The organism is Gilvimarinus gilvus, assembly GCF_030518155.1.
Taxonomy (GTDB): domain Bacteria; phylum Pseudomonadota; class Gammaproteobacteria; order Pseudomonadales; family Cellvibrionaceae; genus Gilvimarinus; species Gilvimarinus gilvus.
Genome location: NZ_JAULRU010000430.1, coordinates 39,130 through 60,987 on the forward strand (window position 1 = coordinate 39,130; position 21,858 = coordinate 60,987).

At 48.3% G+C, this 21,858-nt stretch carries 17 protein-coding genes; 13 read left to right on the top strand and 4 right to left on the bottom strand.

All coding sequences use genetic code 11. The features are described 5' to 3' along the window. Positions 1-71 precede the first annotated feature (71 nt). The 4 genes from QWI17_RS08635 to QWI17_RS08650 are packed head-to-tail and all read left to right on the top strand — an operon-like array spanning position 72 to position 4,477. Positions 72-794: a phytanoyl-CoA dioxygenase family protein gene (locus QWI17_RS08635; protein ID WP_302722120.1), complete on the top strand. Its 723-nt coding sequence runs from the start codon at positions 72-74 to the stop codon at positions 792-794. Then, the gene (locus QWI17_RS08640; protein WP_302722121.1) at positions 791-2,392 is read left to right on the top strand and encodes a sugar porter family MFS transporter; all 1,602 of its coding nucleotides are present in this window, start codon (positions 791-793) and stop codon (positions 2,390-2,392) included. Before QWI17_RS08635 ends, QWI17_RS08640 begins: the two co-directional genes overlap by 4 nt. Further along, the gene (locus QWI17_RS08645; RefSeq protein ID WP_302722122.1) at positions 2,389-3,363 is read left to right on the top strand and encodes a Gfo/Idh/MocA family protein; all 975 of its coding nucleotides are present in this window, start codon (positions 2,389-2,391) and stop codon (positions 3,361-3,363) included. The genes QWI17_RS08640 and QWI17_RS08645 overlap by 4 nt, the downstream gene beginning before the upstream one ends. After that, the gene (locus QWI17_RS08650; protein ID WP_302722123.1) at positions 3,353-4,477 is read left to right on the top strand and encodes a glycoside hydrolase family 26 protein; all 1,125 of its coding nucleotides are present in this window, start codon (positions 3,353-3,355) and stop codon (positions 4,475-4,477) included. Before QWI17_RS08645 ends, QWI17_RS08650 begins: the two co-directional genes overlap by 11 nt. A 168-nt stretch (positions 4,478-4,645) precedes the next feature. Here the strand turns inward: QWI17_RS08650 and tpiA are convergent, their stop codons facing one another. Together tpiA and QWI17_RS08660 are read right to left on the bottom strand one after the other, a co-directional pair. Beyond that, positions 4,646-5,407 (bottom strand): triose-phosphate isomerase, encoded by a 762-nt coding sequence (tpiA, locus tag QWI17_RS08655; protein WP_302722124.1) that lies wholly within the window; start codon positions 5,405-5,407, stop codon positions 4,646-4,648. A 275-nt stretch (positions 5,408-5,682) separates the two neighbouring features. Next, the gene (locus QWI17_RS08660) at positions 5,683-6,459 is read right to left on the bottom strand and encodes a FadR/GntR family transcriptional regulator (RefSeq protein ID WP_302722125.1); all 777 of its coding nucleotides are present in this window, start codon (positions 6,457-6,459) and stop codon (positions 5,683-5,685) included. Between the two features lie 679 nt (positions 6,460-7,138). Between QWI17_RS08660 and QWI17_RS08665 the strand changes: the two genes are divergently transcribed. After that, on the top strand, positions 7,139-8,017 hold the full coding sequence (locus QWI17_RS08665; RefSeq protein WP_302722126.1) for an NAD(P)-dependent oxidoreductase: 879 nt from the start codon (positions 7,139-7,141) through the stop codon (positions 8,015-8,017). Between the two features lie 405 nt (positions 8,018-8,422). Here the strand turns inward: QWI17_RS08665 and QWI17_RS08670 are convergent, their stop codons facing one another. Together QWI17_RS08670 and QWI17_RS08675 are read right to left on the bottom strand one after the other, a co-directional pair. After that, positions 8,423-9,727 carry an MFS transporter gene (locus QWI17_RS08670; RefSeq protein ID WP_302722127.1) on the bottom strand — a complete coding sequence of 435 codons (1,305 nt, stop codon included), beginning with the start codon at positions 9,725-9,727 and terminating at the stop codon, positions 8,423-8,425. A 140-nt stretch (positions 9,728-9,867) separates the two neighbouring features. Next, positions 9,868-10,644, bottom strand: coding sequence for a FadR/GntR family transcriptional regulator (locus tag QWI17_RS08675; protein ID WP_302722128.1), 777 nt, complete (start codon positions 10,642-10,644; stop codon positions 9,868-9,870). A gap of 440 nt (positions 10,645-11,084) precedes the next feature. On the opposite strand from QWI17_RS08675, the gene QWI17_RS08680 reads away from it, so the two are divergent. The 8 genes from QWI17_RS08680 (at position 11,085) to QWI17_RS08715 (ending at position 21,613) form a co-directional block, all read left to right on the top strand. Next, on the top strand, positions 11,085-13,304 hold the full coding sequence (locus QWI17_RS08680; protein WP_302722129.1) for a polysaccharide lyase 6 family protein: 2,220 nt from the start codon (positions 11,085-11,087) through the stop codon (positions 13,302-13,304). Next, entirely contained in the window at positions 13,301-15,460 is a 2,160-nt protein-coding gene (locus tag QWI17_RS08685) for a heparinase II/III domain-containing protein (RefSeq protein WP_302722130.1), read from the top strand. The genes QWI17_RS08680 and QWI17_RS08685 overlap by 4 nt, the downstream gene beginning before the upstream one ends. A gap of 57 nt (positions 15,461-15,517) precedes the next feature. Then, positions 15,518-15,859, top strand: coding sequence for a cupin domain-containing protein (locus QWI17_RS08690; protein WP_302722131.1), 342 nt, complete (start codon positions 15,518-15,520; stop codon positions 15,857-15,859). Between the two features lie 82 nt (positions 15,860-15,941). Continuing rightward, on the top strand, positions 15,942-16,694 hold the full coding sequence (locus tag QWI17_RS08695) for an SDR family NAD(P)-dependent oxidoreductase (protein WP_302722132.1): 753 nt from the start codon (positions 15,942-15,944) through the stop codon (positions 16,692-16,694). A gap of 54 nt (positions 16,695-16,748) precedes the next feature. After that, on the top strand, positions 16,749-17,675 hold the full coding sequence (locus QWI17_RS08700; protein ID WP_302722133.1) for a sugar kinase: 927 nt from the start codon (positions 16,749-16,751) through the stop codon (positions 17,673-17,675). 44 nt (positions 17,676-17,719) lie between these two features. Then, complete coding sequence (gene fbaA / locus QWI17_RS08705; protein WP_302722134.1) at positions 17,720-18,793, top strand: class II fructose-bisphosphate aldolase; 1,074 nt, start codon at positions 17,720-17,722, stop codon at positions 18,791-18,793. Positions 18,794-18,808: 15 nt separating this feature from the next. Continuing rightward, positions 18,809-20,482: a fructose-bisphosphatase class III gene (locus QWI17_RS08710; protein ID WP_302722135.1), complete on the top strand. Its 1,674-nt coding sequence runs from the start codon at positions 18,809-18,811 to the stop codon at positions 20,480-20,482. A 45-nt stretch (positions 20,483-20,527) separates the two neighbouring features. Then, positions 20,528-21,613: a polysaccharide lyase family 7 protein gene (locus QWI17_RS08715; protein ID WP_302722136.1), complete on the top strand. Its 1,086-nt coding sequence runs from the start codon at positions 20,528-20,530 to the stop codon at positions 21,611-21,613. Positions 21,614-21,858: the final 245 nt, after the last annotated feature.

Here is a 21,858-nt window from a genome sequence, read left to right on the forward strand (position 1 = left end):
GCTTTACAAGCCGGCACCTGTTGAATAACTGACTTTACAATAACGAAAGACCCTAAAGGGTCGGGGGTTATATGAACTACGAAGCGTTAGCCCAACAATTCTGGCGCGATGGTTATCTCGCGCTGGAGGATTTTTTTGATTCCGACTTGATGGATCAATATCAAGAGCTTATTGTTCGTCATTTTGGCTCGAGCCCGGTATTTCTTCACACAGATGAATTTTTGAATAAGTCTGCGACGGAAGTTATTCCTTGGTTTCCGCAAAAAGAAGGAGAGAATGCATTTGATGTAGTGGAGAATGATCCGCGCCTCAAGGCGTTGACCGAAGCGCTACTGGGAGAAGGCTGGTACTCGCTGTACTGCATGACGATGTTTTCTCGCAAAGGTACCAAAGGCCAGGCCTGGCACCAAGACTGTGACCCGGAAGAAAGCGCATCACGCTTCAACGTCAACCGTCTGATCTATACCGACGATATTCGCGAAGAAGTCGGTGGCCAGACTTTGGTCGTTCCCGGTTCGCATCGCAGGGGTACTATTACTGTGGGCGAGGTGAACGAAGAGTTTGCAGACCAGGTGGTGCTGACACCCAAGAAAGGCACGCTGGTAATGCTTCATGGGCATACTTGGCATCGGGTGCGACCTGTGGTCGGCGGCTATCGAGTCTCCACTAATTACCGCTGTTGCCCTCAGGGCACACCGGAAGACATTACCGATGTGTGTGTTTATCGCAATATGCGGTACAAGTTCGCAACCAGTTCGGTGGTAGAAGATCGGCTTGCGGGAGGTATTAAATGAGCCAGCTTTCAGCCACTGTACCCGACGCCCCCACAGGTGGTACAGCTCAAACTTTTCGCTTGGCTATTGTGGTGGCGCTGGGCGGTTTTCTTTTTGGATTTGACGCATCGGTTATTTCCGGGGCGATTAATGCCATTGCAGCTGATTTTGCCCTGTCGGATTGGGAAATGGGCTTGGTGGTTGCATCGCCCACTTTGGGCGGCATTATCGCGGGCGGTTCGGCGGGGCCGCTCAGTGATCGTTTTGGCCGAAAACCGATTCTCTTGCTGATTGCCATCCTGTATACCGTTTCTGCGGCTATTTCGGCACTGGCACCTGATTTCCTCACCATTACTCTTGCACGCTTTATCGGCGGCTTGGGTTTTGGCTCGCTCTCGTTGGCACCGATTTACATTGCTGAGATCTCCCACCCTTCACAGCGTGGACGTATGGTGTCCATTAACCAGTTGAATATCGTTGTGGGCTTTTCTGCGGCGTATTTTGCCAACTACGCTCTTTTGTCGACGGCGGCTTCCGACGCCGGCTGGGTGAGCTCGATCGGTTTAAATTCGCACACTTGGCGCTGGATGCTGGGCATCGAGTTGATACCAGCAAGTTTATACGTGTTGATGTTGTTACGTATTCCCGAGAGCCCTCGGTGGTTGGTCTTGAACAACCAAACAGATCGTGCCCTAAAGGTCATTCGCAAACTGACGCCGGGAGTGAATGCTGAGCGCGAAGTACAAGAGATCCGGGCGAGCCATGCAAGTGCATTGGAGCCGTTTTTCAAGCGACTCGCGAAGCTAATGAAGCCGAGTGTTCGGCTCGCGTTAGTTGTGGGGCTGGTATTGGGGGTCGCTCAGCAAATTACGGGTGTGAACGCTATTTATTTTTATGCTCCTACGATTTTTGAGCAGAGTGGCGTGGGTACCAACGCAGCATTCGCGCAAGCAATATGGGTAGGGTTGACCAATGTCGTATTTACTTTGGTTGCAATGTTTTGCATTGACCGGTATGGCCGCCGCCCTCTACTTTTGGTGGGCTTATTTGGCGTTATTCTCAGTATGGTGGTGTGTGCCTATGGATTTAAGCAGGCCACCTTTGTACTAGGAGATGCCCAGGCTATTGAAATTGAAGATGTTGAGTTGAAATCTCGGTTGGCACCACTGGAGGGCGTGGTTTATGAGACGGATGTGGCTTTCAAGAATGCGCTCCGAGAGCATCTCAGTGAAAGTGAGCTGCGCGAGAAACAGGGGCAAATTATCAAGGCCGCTATCGACATGCAGCCGACACTTATTTTGATCGGCATTCTCGGATTTGTAGCATCATTTGCGGTTTCTCTTGGCCCGGTAATGTGGGTTCTGTTGTCGGAAATTTTCCCCAATCATTTGCGGGGCGTCGGTATGGCGCTTATCGGAGTGATTAACAGCGCCGTCAGTTTTTTGGTGCAGTTTATCTTTCCGTGGCAGTTGTCCAACTGGGGCTCCGCGATCACCTTCCTGAATTACGGTGTATTTGCGGTGATTGGTCTGGTGCTGGTGTATTGGTTACTGCCAGAAACCAAAGGCAAAACCTTGGAGGAACTGGAAGCGGACTTTACTCGGGGGGCGCAATCATGAGCCGGGTTATTCGCTGGGGGCTGTTGAGTGCGGGCAATATAGTCAGTCAGTTTGCCCGAGATTTTAGCGTTGTGGAAAATGCCGTGATTCACGCGGTGGCTGCGCGAAACGGTGAAAACGCGCGCGCCTTCGCCCGAGAGCATGGTATCGCCAACGCCTACGAAGGCTACGAGGCGTTGCTGGCCGACCCGGAGATCGACGCGATTTATATCGGTACTCCTCACAATTTGCATTTTGAGCATGCGAAAGTTGCCTTAGAGCATGGAAAAGCGGTGTTGTGTGAAAAACCTATGACGGTAACGCCTCAGGAGTGCGAGCAGCTGCAGAGTGTGGCCGAACATCGAGGCGGCTACCTGATGGAGGCCATGTGGACTTATTTTCTGCCGCCGGTGCAGAAGGCGTTGCGCTGGGTGCAAGAGGGCCGTATTGGACGTGTTTGTCATATCAAAGCGGACTTTGGTTACCCCCAGTTTCCTTATGACTCCAAAAAGCGTGTTTATGACGCCAGTCTCGCTGGCGGCTGCTTACTGGAAATGGGCGTATACCCAGTGGCGTTAGCGTGGTTGTTTATGCAGCAGGACCCGACTGACATCCAGGTAATGGCACGCTTCGCGCCCAATGGTGTTGAGGACGACTTGTCAGTGTTATTTAATTATCCAGAGTCGGTTGCAATCCTCGGTACCTCTTTTCGTTGCAAGCTACAAAACTGGGCCTACATTATTGGTGACGAAGGCTATATAGCTATTCCTGATTTTTGGCGTGCACGCGAAGCTTCTTTGCATGTTCTGGATGACCGGGTCGATCATTTTGTGGACGAACGGGCGACAGACGGCTTTCATTATGAAGCTCAGGCGATGACAAATGATCTACTGGCGGGCAGGGCAGGCTCTTCGGTGGTGACCGCGCGGGACAGCTTGGCCATTCAACGCCAAATGGCCATGATTCGGGAGGCGTTTGCCGATGATGCGTAGAATGATTACCCAAACCGCCTCGATCCTGTTGGTCTTGTTGGCACTGAGTCTGGTTGCCTGTGGTGGCTCCGGAGGTGGTTCTGCTGAGCCGTCTTCCGGCTCACCTGCCCCGTCGCCCACTGAACCCGAGCCCACCGCTCCGCTGGAGCCGGCCCCGGTTTCGGACCTGCCCCCGTTAAATCGTCCGGAAATCGACAAAACCTGGTTGTTTATCGGCCAGGACAACGCTTCTGTCGGGGGCAACTTCACCTATGAAAACGGTTATGTAGACCACCTGGGCGTACCAGCAGGGATCACCTCGTATGTCGGCTTTGGGTTTGACTGCCTGCCAGAGTTGCCCGGCCTGGCCACCACCGTAGACTATGGCGCCGGCCCCATTAATCTGAAGCATTATCTGGATTCGAGCACCCTCGATGGGGTGCGGATACACTTGTCCATCGATATGGCCTACAACGACTCGGAAGTGGCCACCGCCAATGGCAGCAAAGGCGCCTGTATTGAACAGGTGGCCCGTTTCATGGGCGATTATCCGAAGGTGTTTTTCTTTGTGCGTCCGGGGTATGAGTTTGACGGGCCCCACAACCACTACGACGCCGCTGCTTTCAAACAAGCCTTCCGCCGAATCGTGGATACCTTTCTGGCCCACGAGTTGACCAACTTCAACACCGTGATGAGTTCCGTGACACCAGCGACCTCTGCGGCGGCGTGGGAACGCTACTGGCCCGGCGATGCGTATGTGCAGTGGGTGGGGTACTCGGTGTTTGATGCAGGCTTGGTTTCGGGCATGTCTGAACCCGCCACTGTGCAGTTTGCCCGAAACAAACAAAAACCGGTGTTTATCGCCGAAGCTGCGCCGCGCGGTTATCAACTGGATGAGCTTTCTGAAGCTCAGTCGCTCGAGTTATGGGATAACTGGTATCGTCCGGTGTTTGCCCATATCGAACAGTATGCCGACATCATTGGTGCTTTTGCCTATATCAATGCTGACTGGGAGTCTCAGGCTTTATGGAGGGGGGAAGGTTGGGGAGACAGCCGAATACAGACCAATGTTCGGGTGCGCGCGCTTTGGGAAGATAGAATGGCCTTGCAAAGCGTTATCGGCTCGCCCGAATAGGGAATCGATAGGAGGGGCACAGGTATATCTGCATAACCTTCTACTTTTCGCTTGGTTAAAAATGTGGGGGGATTACCGGGAGATTGAAGCTGCCTTAAGTCTCGAAAGGCAGCCTGCTAGACTGATGAATCTAAAAACGGAGCTACACAAGGGAGATGCTCTCGCCGGTTACCGAACAGTGTTGTCGGCAATAGTACAAATCTCTGAGAAATGTTCAGGGTCTAAACTAGCGCCGCCGACTAAAACGCCGTTGACGTGAGGTGTCGACAAAAGCTCTGCAACATTATTTTTGCTAACACTACCACCGTATAGGACGTGCACTCGGTTGGCTTTTTCTACACCTAGGATTTCGACAAGCTCCTGATATATAAAGCTATGTACGGCTTCGACTTGCTCCGTACTGGCGGCTTTTCCGGTACCTATCGCCCAAACCGGTTCATAAGCAATACACAGCTCTTTACCATTAAGATCCAGGCCCGGTAAGGCTTGATGTAACTGACGATAGAGAATGTCGTTGGTAAGACCAAGTTCGTACTGCTGCAAGTTTTCACCTATACACAAAATGGGCATGAGGTTGTTTGCGAGGGCTTTTTCTAGCTTGGTATGACAAGAGTGATCGTTTTCCAGAAAAACCTGTCGTCGTTCAGAGTGGCCGATCAAGCAAAACTGACAACCTACCTCAGTGAGCATTTGCGCTGATGTTTCACCTGTGTAAGCACCGGAGGCAAACTTGCTGACATTCTGGCTGCCTACCATGATGTTGGAATTGCGAAGAAAGCTCACCATGTCACCAATGTAGACATAAGGAGGCGCTATACCAATTTTGACTTCAAATTGTTTGTTTAGCATCGACGCCACAGATGTGCAGGTTAGATCTATTCCGCCATTAAGTTTCCAGTTGGCGATTACAAAAGGAGCGCGTTTACTCATCTGTCAATTTCCTCAACTTTAAGAAAGCCGTTAATTCATTAAAGCAACATTAGCCATTGACCTTCATACATGGCTAAGCGATTGGCTGAGGATGTTAGGAGAAAATTGGTTAACAATCACCTCAAAAACGACATTATCTAAAAGTGATTCGATTTATCTGGTATTGGCTTACCATAAGCCTGCTAGGTTATTTGGGTGACGTGAAAATAGTAAGCAAGGCTGCGGGTAAGACAGCCTTGTTCACGTAAGGGAAGGGCAATTCCAGCTCGCTGCAGTTAATCGGCCATATATTGTATGCGGTTGAGTGAAAAGCGCTCGCGTCTTTCGGTGAGCTGCTTCTGTATCTCTTCAACGGCGCGTTGCTCTGTTGTGGCATGCAGGGCATCAAGGGAGCGAGAGAAGTGGTTTCTCATGGATACGCGAGCAGCATGCGGGTCCTTGGCTTTTAGCGCCTCAAGTATTGCTCGGTGCTCGTTAATACGCGTCGCTCCATCAGTCTTACAGATAGACTGGTGTGCGGTTTTAATTTCCGGGAGGTTTGCCTGAATATCCCAAAGGTGCTGAATCATACTGATTAACGGACGGTTTTGGGTAGAGTTGGCAATGACCATATGAAACCTTCTATCTGCAACTTCTGAGGTGAGGTTGCCGGTCTCGTTTTCGCTGATCATGTCTTCCAGGGCAGCCTGAAGCTCTTCGAGCTCTTCATTGGACATAGTCGAGGCCGCTAGAGCGGCCACTTCGGATTCAACCAGCACCCGAGCCTCGGTGACTTCAAAGGGGCTGTACTCGCGAGGGTTGTTGCTATTGGTATTAAATGATTTGAGCGCGTACACCCCTGAGCCAGTTTGCACGTCAACCCGCCCCATAACCTCGAGAGCAATGATTGCTTCGCGAATTGTTGGGCGACTGACACCATATCTTTCCGAAAGCTCACGTTCAGGGGGGAGTCGAGCACCCGCGGGGAATTCGCCGGAGTCGAGAGCTGCCAACATTTTCTGCGCTACCTTACGATAGGTACGTCTGTTGCCGCCGTTAGTACTATCGCTCATTTGCATGCTCCTGATAATAATTTTAACTAACTAATACGCGCTCAATAGTAACACAAATCATTTTATTGGTAATACATTTTGGTCGACGCTTACCCTCTGACCTCGTTCACCTAGCTTTCTGGCACATAAATCATCCCCGGGGGTGGTTGCCCGGCATTGTACGTTGACTTGCCACGATTTTGCGGTGTTATTTATCTCGCAGGTAACTCATTCGCCCCTCCAGACAATCCGGTAATAATAATTGGTTGACATTTTGGGTGCACCGTTGGTAATCTTAAATCTCAGGCATGAGTGACGGTTGAGCTTGGCTTTGGGCATTGTTAAATGGTGCGTAACAAGGGGCTTTTGTTCTGGCTGTTCATTTACGCTGACTTTACTGGAAATTAGCTGATCCGCTGAGTTCTAGTGTGTGGCTCTCCTTGGGCCGGACCTCGCGTGCGAGTGGGGTTCGGCCGATTTTTCGAAGAGCTGTAGTTTGAAGGATATGAAAATAAAAACGTGATCTGAGAGATCATATATTTATCGTTTTCCTAAGCTAACGCAGAAACAAACTACCCAGTTGCGAATTTACTTTAAGAGCACAGTTTATAGGCGGTTGTTGCTCAAATTTACCTGAGGCCTGTGGGGCTTGGGTTTAATCAATTAGTTGAGATTGATATACACTTTTTAGGAGTCGGATATGACCAAACCTGTCATCGGATTTATTGGCTTAGGTCTTATGGGCGGTAACATGGTTGAAAACCTGCAAAAAAAAGGTTTTGAGCCCGTTGTTATGGATCTAAATCAAGAGGCTGTAAACGCCGTTTTGGCGCGTGGTGCAAAACAAGCAAAAACAGCCAAAGAGCTCGCTGAAGCGAGCGATATTATTATGCTTTGTCTCACTACGTCGACTGTTGTTGAAAAGCTCGTGTACGGTGATGATGGTATATTGGCTGGCATCAAAAAAGGTGCAGTACTCGTTGACTTTGGTACGTCTATACCGGCCTCTACACGCAAGATTGGTGCTGATTTAGCCGAGAAGGGAGCTGGAATGGTTGATGCGCCACTAGGGCGAACACCAGCTCATGCCAAAGATGGATTGCTTAACATTATGGCCTCTGGAGACAAAGAGACCTTTGAAAAAGTCAAGCCGATACTAGAGCAGCAGGGCGAAAACGTGTTCTACCTAGGCGCGTTGGGGGCAGGACATACTACGAAGCTGATCAATAATTTTATGGGAATGACCACCGTTTGTGCTATGTCGCAAGCATTCGCAGTTGCTGATCGCGCCGGTGTGGATCGGCAGCAACTGTTTGACATTATGTCGACTGGCCCTTCTGCGTCACCGTTTATGAATTTTTGCAAAAACTACGCGGTTGACGGCGTTAGTGATTTGGGATTTTCAATTGCGAATGCAAATAAAGATTTGGGCTACTTCATTCAGATGGTGGATGACCTGGGCAGTAAAGCACCCATTGCAGAGGGCACATCCGCTGGCCTGCAAGCGGCTTATGATGCGGGCATGGGTAATGGCAATGTGCCTGAAATATTCGACTATTATCTCAAGCTAGAAAAATGAGTTGAGGTAGTATTGAATACAAAAACCGCGTTTCGGCACCGTACGAAGCGCGGTTTTTTTATGTCTTGTATTTCTTTTCAAACAGGTTAGATTCGCGTCCGTTGGCATATTTCTCTCTCCTTGCCGTTCCACCTACAGTAAACTTTTTGGCCCATATTTAACGTCCTGTCCACATTCTTGTGCGATGATGGCTATTGTCCTATTGTCCCGCTAAGGCCTGTGTATGATTGTACTTGGTTTGGCGGGTAGAGGAATGGTAATACACTAAAGGGAAGATCGTGGCGGATGCACCGCTGGCTGCAAGTAGGAAGGATTATTAAAGCGCTAAAAAAACCTTTCGTCATAATGCCTGGCATTTGGCGAAAGGTTTTAGGGGGAATAACCGGCTCTCCTAAAAGTTAAGATTTACTCCTTAGCTTTGAGCGGTTCGACGGTAGGAATAAGAATCCAAATGGCGGCCAGGGCGATTAGTGCCAATGATGCGCCAATCACAAAAGCGGGCGTGTAATTTCCACCTTGAGTTAACCAGGGAACGAAAACCGTCAGTCCCCATGCAGAGAACTTAGCCGCCATACCGGCAAAGCCAGATAAGGAGCCCACCGACTTTTGGCTCAACATGTCAGCGGGGAGAGTTTGCACGCTACTGATAGTGGTCTGGAAGCCGAATAAGATGACGCCCATCAGAAGTACAGCTGTGACTGGTCCACCCGGGTTCGCCATAGCTAGAAGACAGGGCAGCATTAGCAGACACCCAAGCGTGATAACAAACTTACGAGTCTTATTAATGCTCCAGCCAGCACCAATTCGATTTTGTGATAAAAGACCACCAAACCAAGCACCGAACATAGCGCCTACATAGGGGACCCAGCCGTAAAGGGCAATGCCTTTAACATCCATACTATAAACTTCAGCTAAATACGTTGGAATCCAAAAGACGAACAGCCACCAGATTGGATCAATGGCCGCTGACGCAATAATAACGCCCCAACTTTGTTTTCGAGATAGCATTTCTTTGGTATTGGGGGCGTATTCGGTTTCGACGTTATTGTCGTCCGTAGCGGGCGTTGTTTTTTGACCGGTTAGAATGTAATCGCGCTCTTCTTCGGTGATCCAGGGGTGGCTACCTGGAGGCGCTTTTACCAGTACCATCCAGGGAATCAGCCACAGCAAGCCGATAAGGCCCACGATGACAAAGATCGCTTGCCAGCTAAAATATACAGCTAAAAACGCGATGATGGGAATGGATACCAGGCCGCCAATAGCAGCCCCAGAATTAAAGATTCCCTGAGCGAGCGCACGCTCTTTTGAGGGAAACCATTCGGCATTGCCTTTTGCGGCCCCGGGCCAATTGCCGGCCTCCGCAACACCAAGAAGGCTTCGAAAGATACTTAAAGAGACGACGCCTTGGCCAAACGCATGCAGCGCTGTGGCTATAGACCATACGCCAATTGACAGAGCAAAACCAATACGGGTGCCAATCCAGTCAAAGATTTTGCCAAAAACTGCCTGACCTATAGCGTATGCAAGAATAAAAAATCCAGAGATTGTCCCGTAAATCGCTTTACGGCCATCAGCATCTAAATCAGGGTAGAGCTCTTCGCCCATACTTGTTGCCCAAAGCACGTTCATTGTTTGCCGGTCTATATAGTTAATAATAGTGGCTAAAGCGATTAACGAGATCACCCACCACCGTAAGTTCTTAAGCTTCATTATTGTTACTCCATCAGAGGTTGTTTTCGAATTCGGTGCGTCTAAGTGCGGGAGTATTGTGCAGCCGCTCCCATATTAAGGTTGTGCATCTATTGTTGGCGATACGAAAAATTAACTCACTTAGAGTGCGTGCATCGCAATTATTCGGATGAATATTTAATTCGGCTCAGTGAGAACCGCTCTCTTCGTTCTACAAGTTGTCTCTGAATTTCCTCTACTGCCTTTTGTTCTGTCATCGTATGCAGAGCATCCAGTGAGCGCGAAAAGTGATTGCGCATCGCTACCCTGGCTGCATGACAGTCCTGGTTTTTGAGTGCATTGAGAATGTCACGATGCTCTTCAATTCGTTTCGATCCATCGGTTTTGCACACTGACTGGTGTACCGTTTTAATCTCCGGTAAATTAGCCTGTATGTCCCAGAGGTGCTGGATTATGCTTATCAAAGGCCGGTTCTGGGTAGCATGTGCAATAATTGAATGAAACTTTCTATCGGCCACTTCAGAGGTGAGGTTGCCGCTGTCATTTTCTGCAATCATTTCACCGAGCGCGTCCGTTAGCTCAATTAGCTCATCCGCGGTAATGGTGGAGGCCGCAAGCGCCGCTGCCTCGCACTCAACTAATACCCGGGCTTCGGTAATTTCAAATGGACTGTACTCTCTTGGGTTGCCGCCGCTCGCCTTGAAGGACTTGAGTGCATATACACCTGATCCGGTTCGAACCTCCACTCGCCCCATGACCTCAAGGGCGATGATCGCTTCACGGATCGTCGGTCGGCTCACGCTGTAACGTTCTGAAAGCTCTCTCTCTGGCGGCAGGCGTGCGCCAGCAGGGAATGCGCCAGAGTCGAGCGCTACCAGCATCTTTTGGGCAACCTTGCGGTAGCTACGCTGGTTTTTATTGCCGCCGGGTTTGGTCATGGTCTATCTCCGCCGAAATCGCTTATGTTTATAGCTATAACGTTAATCCTAGCACAAAGATTACCAATTGGTAATACACTTTGGTAAACTTTTTTGGGGGTTAATACTACCGTAGAGTGTCGCTATGTCTTCAGTGGTCAATCTGAAGTGTTAAATTGATCAAATTGTCGTGGATTTCTGCCTCTTTAGGCTGGCTAGATACCGAATCTCCTTCTGTGACGCCTAAATCTCCGAATCAGCTGTGGGCAACATTAGTGCGCAGGTGATTCATGGTAACCGGATCTGTAATAATAATTGGTTGACATAATTGTAGTGCTGCTGTTAGTCTGGCGTGGTAAAGGGCTGTTGTTTTTAGTTGCGACCTTGTTCTTTTTGGGTTGAGTCGAAGCGTGGTGGTGCGGAACAACCGACTTTTTGAATGAATTCTTGGTGTGCTTAAGATGAATAATAATATTGCGGTTATATCTGGTTTACTTGTTTTGTCGTTTATTTGTGCGGCGAGTTCTGCGAAAGATTATGAGGTCGCCGACTTCGCTGAGTATCAGAGTGTGGTAGCTAAACTTGAGCCGGGTGACCGGGTGCTTTTAGAGGATGGCCACTGGCGCGATGTCGAGTTTGTTTTCTCTGCCAGAGGTACCCAAACAAACCCCATTACTCTTGCGGCAGCCAACCCTGGCAAAGCGATTATAAGTGGTCGTTCCAATCTTAAGTTGGCCGGCGAGCATTTGGTTGTGCGCGGACTTGTATTCAAAGACGGCTATACACCAACGGATTCGGTAATTTCATTTCGTACAGCGAAGCCCAAGAGTGCAGAAGACTACTCGACGGTTGCCGTTAATACTCGTCTCACTGAAGTAGTGATTGATGACTTCAGTAACCCAGACCGCTATGAGACAGACTACTGGGTGAGCGTGTATGGAAAAAACAATCGTATTGATCACAACCACTTTAGCTTTAAGCGCAACAAGGGCGTAACTATGGCGGTTAGGCTGGACACTGTACACAGCCGCGAAAATAATCATGTTATTGATTACAACTATTTCGGGCCGCGCCCAGTTCTTGGCTCCAATGGAGGCGAGACTCTGCGGATTGGGACCAGTCACTTCTCACTGAGTGACTCACTCACTACGGTGGCGCACAACTATTTTGAGCACTGCGATGGTGAAGTTGAAATAATCTCAAATAAGTCTGGTAAAAATGTTCTCAAGAATAATGTCTTTTTTGAGTCACGAGGTACTCTAACGCTGAGGCACGGCAACGGCAATCTGGTTGAGGGGAATGCCTTCATAGGCAATGGTGTCGACCATACCGGTGGAATTCGTGTCATTAATGCCGATCAAGTCATTAGGAATAACTATTTATCAGGGCTGGCGGGTTCGCGCTTTGGTGGCGGCTTGGTGGTAATGAATGGTGTGCCAGACTCGCCAATCAACCGCTATCACCAAGTGGATAACGCTATGATTACTGGCAACACTTTGGTAAATGTAGAGCGAATCATCTTCGGTGCAGGAAGCGATGAAGAGCGCAGTGCGGTGCCATCCAATAGCCGTTTTATTGGCAACACCATTATAAACGAATCGATGATGTCGCCTTTTGAATTGCATGACAGTGTTAAGGGGATTGACTTCGCTGAAAACAGAGTCAACTTCGAGGTGGAGGAAGCGTTACAGGGCGGATTTGCAAAAATTTCTAATGTTGAACTTGCAGTGCCTGAGTTGCCGGTGAAAAAGAGTGAAGTCGGTGTCGCGTGGTACCCGAAATACGAGAAATCAGATCGATTTATAAACGGTAAAAGCGTCAGCGTAGCGCCGGGTACAGATACTGTAATTGAGGCTTACGGTGAGCTCAGTAGTGCAGGCGAACTACTGCTCGATGAAGGTGACTATCATTTCTCCAAAACGCTAATGTTAGATAAGGCATTGGTAATTCGCGGCGCCGGGAAGGGAAAAACTCGCCTCACTTTTGCCCGTAAGTCTCTGGTTGATATGTTAAACGGTAGCGCATTGCGCTTGCAGGATTTGAGTGTGAGTGGTCTTCGTGCACCAGACGACAAAGCCAATGCGGTTATTCGCTCTGACAGTAAACCTATGAACAAAAATATGCAGTTGGAACTGCTGGGCGTGGAAATTCGCGATCTGGACATAAACAAAGACTTTGATGTCATCAAATTGCGTAAAAGCACTTTCGCCGACAATGTTGTTGTTAAAGCATCTAGCTTTGTGAATATTAAAGGCACGGTTCTGAAGCTCGATACAGAAAAAGACGACTACGGAATGTATAACGCAGAGTATATAAATGTAGAAAACAGTCAGCTCAGTAATGTAACGGGTGGATTGATGGCGGTCTATCGCGGTGGCACTGATGAGAGTACTTTTGGGCCGCATGTACACGTCGACAGGGTTAGCTTGGAATCTTCTCCTGCTGCGAGTAGCACAAGTAGCAGTATTCTATTGCACGGTGTCCAACGTGGTTTGATTGAAAATAGTAAATTCGATAATAGCGCGCCAATACTTGTAAGACACACAGTGGGTGGACCGGTAATTCGAATTGAAGACAACGTCTACAAAAATAATCCTCTGTATAAGGTCGAAAGTGTTGTGTCTGGTATGGAATCCACATTCACGGCAAACAACAATTCCTTGTTGGGTGATCAACCATGAAAATATCCCATTTGGTCGTAAAAACCATTGCTGCGGTCTGTTTGTTGTTGGCTAGTGTGTCAGCTTTCTCGTCTGCCGCACCCTCCCTGGTGCTCAGCGAGAAAGACATTACTGCACTACAAGGTGCTGGTGGAGGACTTCTCGGGCAGTCTTTGGCTCAGAACAAGCGGGTGGCTGATATGGCTTTGGGGGAAGGTATAATCGTACCCTGGCCGGAAGACGCAGGGGGGGGATACACTCATGAGCAACACAAACGCAATTACAAAGCGATGTATGCGGCGGGTCTGCAGTATCAGCTAAGTGGAGATAAGGCTTACAGTGACTACGTAGTTGAAATGCTAATCGCCTATGCTGAAATGTATCCAAAGCTTGGCTTGCATCCAGAGAAAAAAGAGCAAACTCCAGGAAAGTTGTTTTGGCAAAGCCTTAATGAAGCAGTTTGGTTGGTCTATACCGTTCAAGCCTATGATTTTATCGCGGAGACATTAAGTGAAGGGCAAAATCAGAGCATATTAAACGATCTTTTGTACCCGGTTGCTGACTATCTTTCAATTGGCCAGCCGCAGACTTTCGACAAAATTCACAACCATGGTACTTGGGCCGTTGCTGCGGTTGGCATGGTCGGATATGCGACGAATCGTGAAGATTACGTTGCACAAGCGTTGACCGGGCTGAATCGGAGCGGAGAGTCTGGCTTTTATCAGCAATTGGACAAGCTTTTTTCACCCGATGGCTATTATACAGAGGGGCCATACTACCAGCGCTATGCGCTTTTACCGTTTGTTTGGTTTGCAAAGGCAATTGATACCAATGAACCAGATGAAAACATTTTTGGGTACCGCGACGGAATTTTGCTAAAGGCCATAAGAACCACTATTGAATTAAGCTACAACGGTCTGTTTATCCCTATTAACGACGCGATCAAAGACAAGGGGATTAAAACGGAAGAGTTGGTTCAGGCCCTGGCGATTGCCTACGATATAACATCCGACCGATCATTGAGTGATGTTGCACGTCAACAAGAGCGTGTTAGTCTCAGTGCCGGAGGTGTAGCTCTATCCAACATTATTGCTCGTGATCAAGTCATACCATATCCGTACCAGTCAAAAGTATACAGCGATGGCGCTGATGGAGATCAGGGCGGGCTGGCATTGATGCGTTCCGGCGACAATGAAACGGGTTCGTTGGTGGTCGCAAAAAATACGAGTCAGGGAATGGGGCACGGCCATTTCGATCGTTTAGGTTGGCAGTTCTACGACAACGGACAAGAGGTGGTTACCGACTACGGCGCAGCTCGATACCTTAATGTCGAGGCGAAATATGGCGGCCACTACTTGCGTGAGAACGATACGTGGGCCAAGCAAACCGTTGCTCACAATGCCGTGGTAGTGGATCAGGCAAGCCAGTTCGGTGCTGACCTCATGCTGGCTAATGCAAGACCTGCAGAGCAGGTAGCATTTGAATCCAGCAAAGTGGCGGATATTAGTATTGGCCGTTTGAATACGGCGTACCAAGGCGTCATGCTGACACGAGTGCTGGCTCTGGTTAAACCGGAACTGGCTAACCCCTTCGTTATAGATGTGGTGACCATTGAGTCAGACAAAGTTCATCAATACGATCTACCTTTTCACTTCAGTGGTCAAATCATCGACCACAATCTGACGCATTATAAGGCCTTTGATACCTGGAAGGTCATGGGGGAAAGCAGCGGTTATCAGCATATGCTGTTGCGCAGCGAAGGCAAGAGTGCCGTCAGCAATAATCGCTTAACGTGGCTTCTAGACGATCGTTTCTATTCGTATACCTTTGGGCATTCAGTGCAAGCCGAAGTTTCCGGAAAAACACTGTTTTTCCAGCTAGGTGCAAATGATCCCGACCATAACTTACGACGCGAGCAAGGTCTACTTAGGCGCCTCAAGTCAACCAATGCTGTTTTCTATTCCGTCGTTGAACCACATGGAGAGTACAACGGCACTCATGAATACGTTCGAGACTCATCCAGCAAAGTAAAGAATTTGGAGTTTCAGGCTTCAAAGTTGAACTCTAAACTCATTGTTGATATGGGAGAGTTTGGTAAATACATATTGATTATGACTACTAAAAGTTCTGGGTCAGGACCATATCAGGCAACAGTTGTGCGAGACATCAATGAGTAGTTAATCGGACAGCTTGAGTAAACGATTCCACCCTTAAAAATTGTATAGGTGATTTGAATGCTAGTTGAATCGAAGAAATTTATTGAAATGGAAACCATCGAAGAAGAAGTGGTAGCCCCCGGAGTAAAACGGCGTGTGATGGGGTACAACGAGCAGATAATGGTTGTTCGGGTTACCTTTGACGAGGGAAGCGAAGGCTACGTGCATAGCCACTTTCACTCTCAGGTGGCCTATGTTGAGCGAGGAAAGTTTGAAGTCATGATTGATGGCGAAAAGAAAGTCCTCAAAAGTGGCGACTGTTTTTATGTTCCGCCTAATGAAGAACATGGCGCTGTTTGTCTTGAGGCCGGCATACTGATTGATATTTTTAGCCCAATTCGCGCAGATTTTATCAGCTAACAATAGTTTTCAGATCAGAAAAAGGCTAATAAATAGACGGTCCTCTTTATTAATGTAATCCTGAATGACAGGTGGGCGTAGTATGAAATTAGAAAACCGAGTGTGTGTTATCACTGGCGGTGGCCGAGATATAGGTAAGTCAATCTCTCTCAAGCTCGCGCAAGAGGGAGCGAAGTTAGTGATTAACTATTATGGTAGCCAAGAAAGCGCAGAGCAGACCTTGTCTGAGGTTAAAGCAATAGGCGCCGAAGCCATATTATTTCGTGGCGACATGAGCAAACCTGAAGAGGTTCAGGCATTGGTCGAAAAGACCAAGGCGACCTTCGGTGAAAAAATTGACATTCTGGTCAATGTGGCCGGGGGCTTGGTTGCACGCAAAACAGTAGATGAAATGGATCCCGATTTCTTCGACTTTGTCGTCCGGCTCAACCTTACCAGTACCTTCCTGTTAACCAAATATGTAACACCCCATATGGACAGTGGGAGTGTCATTATTAATTTCTCCTCGCAGGCCGGTCGCGATGGCGGTGGCCCAGGTGCGTCTGCCTACGCAACAGCCAAAGGTGCTGTGATGACTTTCACACGCTCTATGGCAAAAGAGCTCGGTCCTAAAGGAATACGTGTCAATTCATTGTGCCCCGGTATGATCAGCACCACATTTCACGATACGTTCACCAAAGACGAGGCGCGGAAAAACGTCGCAGGATCGACACCGCTTCGAAGAGAGGGGGCGCCTGGTGAAGTGGCAGATGCGGTCGCTTATCTTGCCAGCGACGAAGCATCATTCTTAACGGGCGTTAATTTGGATATTAACGGCGGGTTACTCTTCTCTTAATCTCTAGTTATTCGGTCGGCAACAAGTCCGGCCATTTCTTTGACGAGGTAGTTTGTGAAAATTGCGGCAATTGGGGAGTGCATGCTGGAGATGTCCAGTGGTAGCTTGTCACCAGACCAAGCTAAAATTCCCGCTCATCTTGGTTATGGTGGAGATACACTTAACACAGCAGTGTATCTGGCCCGGCTAGGTTCACAGCCTAGCTTTGTGACTGTAATGGGAGAAGATCAAGCAAGTCGCTGGATGACATCTCAATGGCGTCACAATGGAGTGGATACTAGTTTGGTCAAAATCGACTCTAACAAGCGACCGGGCGTGTATCATATCAGCAATGATGAGAATGGTGAGCGTCATTTCATATACTGGCGCAACGACTCCGCAGCTAAGTACATCTTGGATTCGGACGCCAAAATGACTGAGCTAAAATCTCAGCTTACACAGTTCGACTGCATATATTTGTCTGGTATTAGCCTCGCAATTTTAGATGCTCCATCACAAGATCGCCTGTTTACGATTCTGCAAGAGTTACGATCTGAGGGAAAGAAGATCGTTTTCGATGGCAATTACCGTCCAATTTTATGGGAAAGCACTGATCTTGCTCAAAAGGCGTTCAGTCGGGCTTACGCCATCAGCGACATAGCCCTGCCCACCATTGATGATGAATCGCTACTTTTTGGCGAGTCTGACAAGGATGCTGTAATCGAAAGAATTAGACGATGTGGCGCCCTTGAAATCATTCTAAAAATGGGTGCTGAGGGTTGTTGTATCGATAGTGGTGAATCACGCTTCATGGTAACTGGCCGAAAGGTCTCCGTAGTCGACACAACCTCAGCCGGTGACTCATTTAACGCAGCTTACCTGCACTATCGCTCACAAGGCGCAGAGCATGTTGTTGCTGCACAGAATGGCCACACCCTGGCTTCTACTGTGATACAGCATAAAGGCGCCATTATTGCTGAAAGTGATATGCCCAGCTTTTAGTTAATTAAGCTTTACGCATCCAGTTTTTTACAAGAGATTTGTCCATGATCAACAAACTAACGCTACCAGATAACGTAATTCTTGGTGATGCGGTTACGCAAACGTTTTCTTATGCTAAGAGTCAGCGTATGGCTCTACCAGCCGTTAACATTACCAGTTCTAGTACGGCGAACAGCGTTATGGCAGTTGCCGCTGAAATCAGTGCGCCAATCATTATTCAACTTTCCCATGGTGGCGCGGCGTTTTACGGCGGTAAATCTGTTTCGAATGCGAATCATCATGGGTCAATTAAAGGTGCAGTTTCGGCGGCATTACATGTTCACGCTATGGCGCCTACCTATGGAGCCAATGTAATGCTGCATACAGACCATGCAGCTCGTAAGCTCTTACCTTGGATTGATGGGTTGCTTGATGCCGGTGAAGACTTTTTCCAACAGCACGGAATGCCGCTTTTCTCCTCCCATATGATTGATTTATCAGAAGAGTCCTTAGAGGACAATATCGAAACCTGCTGTCACTATCTTAAGCGCATGAGCACTATGGGAATGACACTGGAAATAGAGCTAGGTGTTACTGGCGGAGAAGAGGATGGTGTCGATAACACTGGAGTCGACGCTTCTCGTCTTTACACACAGCCCTCTGAGGTCGCATATGCCTATGAGAAGCTAAGTGAAGTCAGCGATAAGTTCACAATTGCGGCCTCGTTTGGTAACGTTCACGGCGTATACTCTCCTGGTAACGTTTCATTGCGCCCTGAAATTTTGAAAAACTCACAAGACCACCTTAGTGAACGTCTTGGCTTGGGGCGCAATCCAGTCGATTTTGTTTTCCATGGCGGTTCAGGGTCGTCTGCTGAAGATATCGCACTGGGCATTGACTATGGTGTCGTTAAAGTCAATGTAGACACCGACTTACAGTGGGCGTACTGGTCGGGGGTAAGAGAGTTTTACGAAGATCGTAGAGAGTACCTACAAGCGCAAATAGGTAACCCTGAAGGTTCCGATGTACCAAACAAGAAATTCTATGATCCACGAGTGTGGCTCCGAAAAGCAGAGGAAGGATTCTCTTCGAAGCTTGCGGATATATGCCGCCAACTTAACTGTGAAAGTGTATTTTGATTGTCTGGAAAATTTATGAATCCCACGTTGAGTCAATTTTCGGCCAGTACCTATAGAGTGTTCCTTTCGGACCTACATGGGCAAGGGGACGTATTTGATTATTTGCTGCAAGAGAAATTTGGCGTTGTAGAGAAACTCGTCGTGGATGCCTCTAGTGGTTGCAATGCACTCGAGTCACTCTACCGCCACTATCTCATACCGGGCAATACGGTAGCCGGCACAGTGTATGGGGAAATGGCCCATGTCTCTCAAATGCTAAAATTGTTGCTTGGCTTTAAGAGTCAGCGCCGATTTTGGCCAGTTTGTGTGGAAGTCTTCTCCAGTTGCAGCTGGATTCTGGCAATAATCGAGCAATGTGCGCTTCGCGGTGAAGTAGTGGAGGGGGATCTTGAGTCAATATTACTTCTTGATGTTCAAGATCGAGATTCTCTTTGTCAGTTAGTTGGCAAGGCGGTACATTGTCTCCTGACCTACCGTTTGTACATCGTCGGAGATATCTATGATCGTGGGGCGAATGCTCCAGAAATTATGGATAAGCTTGAAAAAATGTCGTCTGTCAGCATTCAGTGGGGTAATCATGACGTACTGTGGATGGGTGCTGCTTCTGGTTCATTGGAGTGTATCGCAACTGTGGTTCGTCTATGTATTCGGTATGGACATATTGATACTCTCACCAAAGATTATGAAATAGCGCTGGATTCTCTCAAACAATTATCAGTGAATTGTTATTCCGACGATCCTTGTGAAAATTTCATTCCTTTTGATAAAAATGAATCCTGGTCAGCGCAGACGCTGGCAGCTATGCACAAAGCCATCTCTATTATTCAGTTTAAGCTAGAACAGCAGATAATTCGCCGCAATGCGAATTTTTCGATGGGTGAAAGGCTGGTTTTGGATAGGCTGGATATCGACGCCGGTGAGATGGAGGTCAATGGGGAAAGGGTCGAGCTAACCGATACGAAATTTCCAACCCTAAATCGAGAGTCTCCATCTTCACTGACGGAAGATGAATGGGGTGTTATTGAAGATTTAAAATCTCAGTTCGTTGGTTCGACTCGATTGCAACGTCATGTACATTTCCTATTTTCCAACGGCAGTTTAATTGAGACAGACGAAAATTACGTAATGTTTCATGGTTGCGTACCGGTGGATGAAGAGGGTAACTTTATGTCGCTTTCGATGGCAGGCCGAGAGCTAAGCGGTAGTGCCTTGTTTGATGCTCTAGAGTTACAGCTTAGAAAGGCTCATTCAAGGCGGAATGCTTCTAGTTGCAAGTATTTGTCCGACGTAGCCTGGTACTTGTGGTGTGGACCTCGGTCACCGCTATTCGGAAAGCAGCAGATGACCACTTTCGAACGATATTTTATATCCGATGACAAATATCATCATGAAGGGAAGAACTCGTACTTTACTGCGAGAAATGACACATCTTTTGTGCAAAGAGTTTCAGTTGAAATGGGTGGCGAAAAAGACAGTATTGTCGTGAATGGGCATGTGCCCGTGAAGCTTGCTTCTGGTGAGTCTCCTCGGCACGCTGAAGGCCAGCTACTCTGTATAGATGGCGGTTTCTCTAAGGCATATCGGTCACGCACTGGTGCCGCTGGTATGGTTTTGATTGCAAACAACGAAAATCACCAACTATTTTCAGTTGAAGAGATAAATTCCAGTTTTCAATTATTTGAAATTTAAATAGGTTTGACTCGCTTGGTAGAATGTCAGATGCAGGAGAATAAGATGATAAAAAGTATTGATGCCACCCGTTTGTTGCAGCTCGTTTTCGTGTCCACACTCGCCGCTTTAGCCGGGTGTCAGGGCCAACCACAAGCTTCGCAGTCGAGTTCCGAATCGATGGATGTTAGGGGTAAGCGCGCTCCGGGTACTGTAATTGATCTATCGCAATGGAAAATTACTTTACCTATGGACAGCAATCGCGACGGGAAGATTGATGAGGTCGGTCCGCCTACGATCAGTCGCTTGCTTGAGCCACGCTTTTTTTATGCAAATAGCGAAGGTGGCGTGGTATTTACGGCGCCGAACAAAGCAATAACGACTTCAAACTCTACCAATACGCGCAGCGAACTGCGTCAAATGATTGATGCCAGCGGATCTAAGACCAAAGCACCCGGTAACAATTTTGTGCTGGCGGCGCATCCTAATGCCTCGCGATACGGCTCAATTGGGGGCACTTTATCGGCTAAATTGGCTGTAAATCATGTGGCTATTGAAGCGAAAAATCCTGATAAGAAACCCGCATTCTCTGTTGTTGTCGGTCAGATTCATGCGGGCAAAGACAGCAGTATGGCGAAAGGTTTTGGTTATGGTAATGAGCCATTAAAGATCTATTACAAAAAGTGGCCCGATCATGAATATGGGTCCGTCTTTTGGACTTATGAGCGTAACTTAGAGCGTGATGATCCCAACCGTACCGATATCGCATACCCCGTGTGGGGCAATCTGTGGGATTCGAGCGAGAGTCCACAGGAGCAAGGGGTCAAGCTTAACGAGCCTTTTAGTTACGTTGTGGATATAGATGGCAGCGTAATGACATTAACCTTTAGCGCAGAGGGAAAGCCCACTGTTAATTACAGCGTGGATCTTTCAAATAACGTCGACCCTGAAGGGAGGCTTGATGAGCTGGATAACCCAAAGGGCTACAGTGGTGATTGGTTCTACTTCAAAGCCGGTGCCTATAACCAGTGCAGTGCTAAAGATCAAGACGGTATGTGGTATGCAGGTTGTGCAGGCTCTGGTATTTGGAGCGAGGACTCCCAAAACGGACATTACGCACAGGCGACTTTTTACTCTTTAACGCTGAAGTAGTCACTCCGCTACTATCCTCGCCCCTATCGTCTTGGCGTGAAGGGCGAGGCCAATACGTGTCACAAGAGTCTACATTCAGATCATCTACCGGTAAGTGTAACCCGCTAGGGAGCCTCTGATTAAGTCCTCAGTGGCCTCTGGCTTACAGAGCTTTTCGAGGTCAAGGCGGCGATCCGATGGCGTGCCGATGGCCCGGTGAGGGGAGCCAACACAGAGATCGGAAAGCTCTGCAAGCCCCGAAGGGC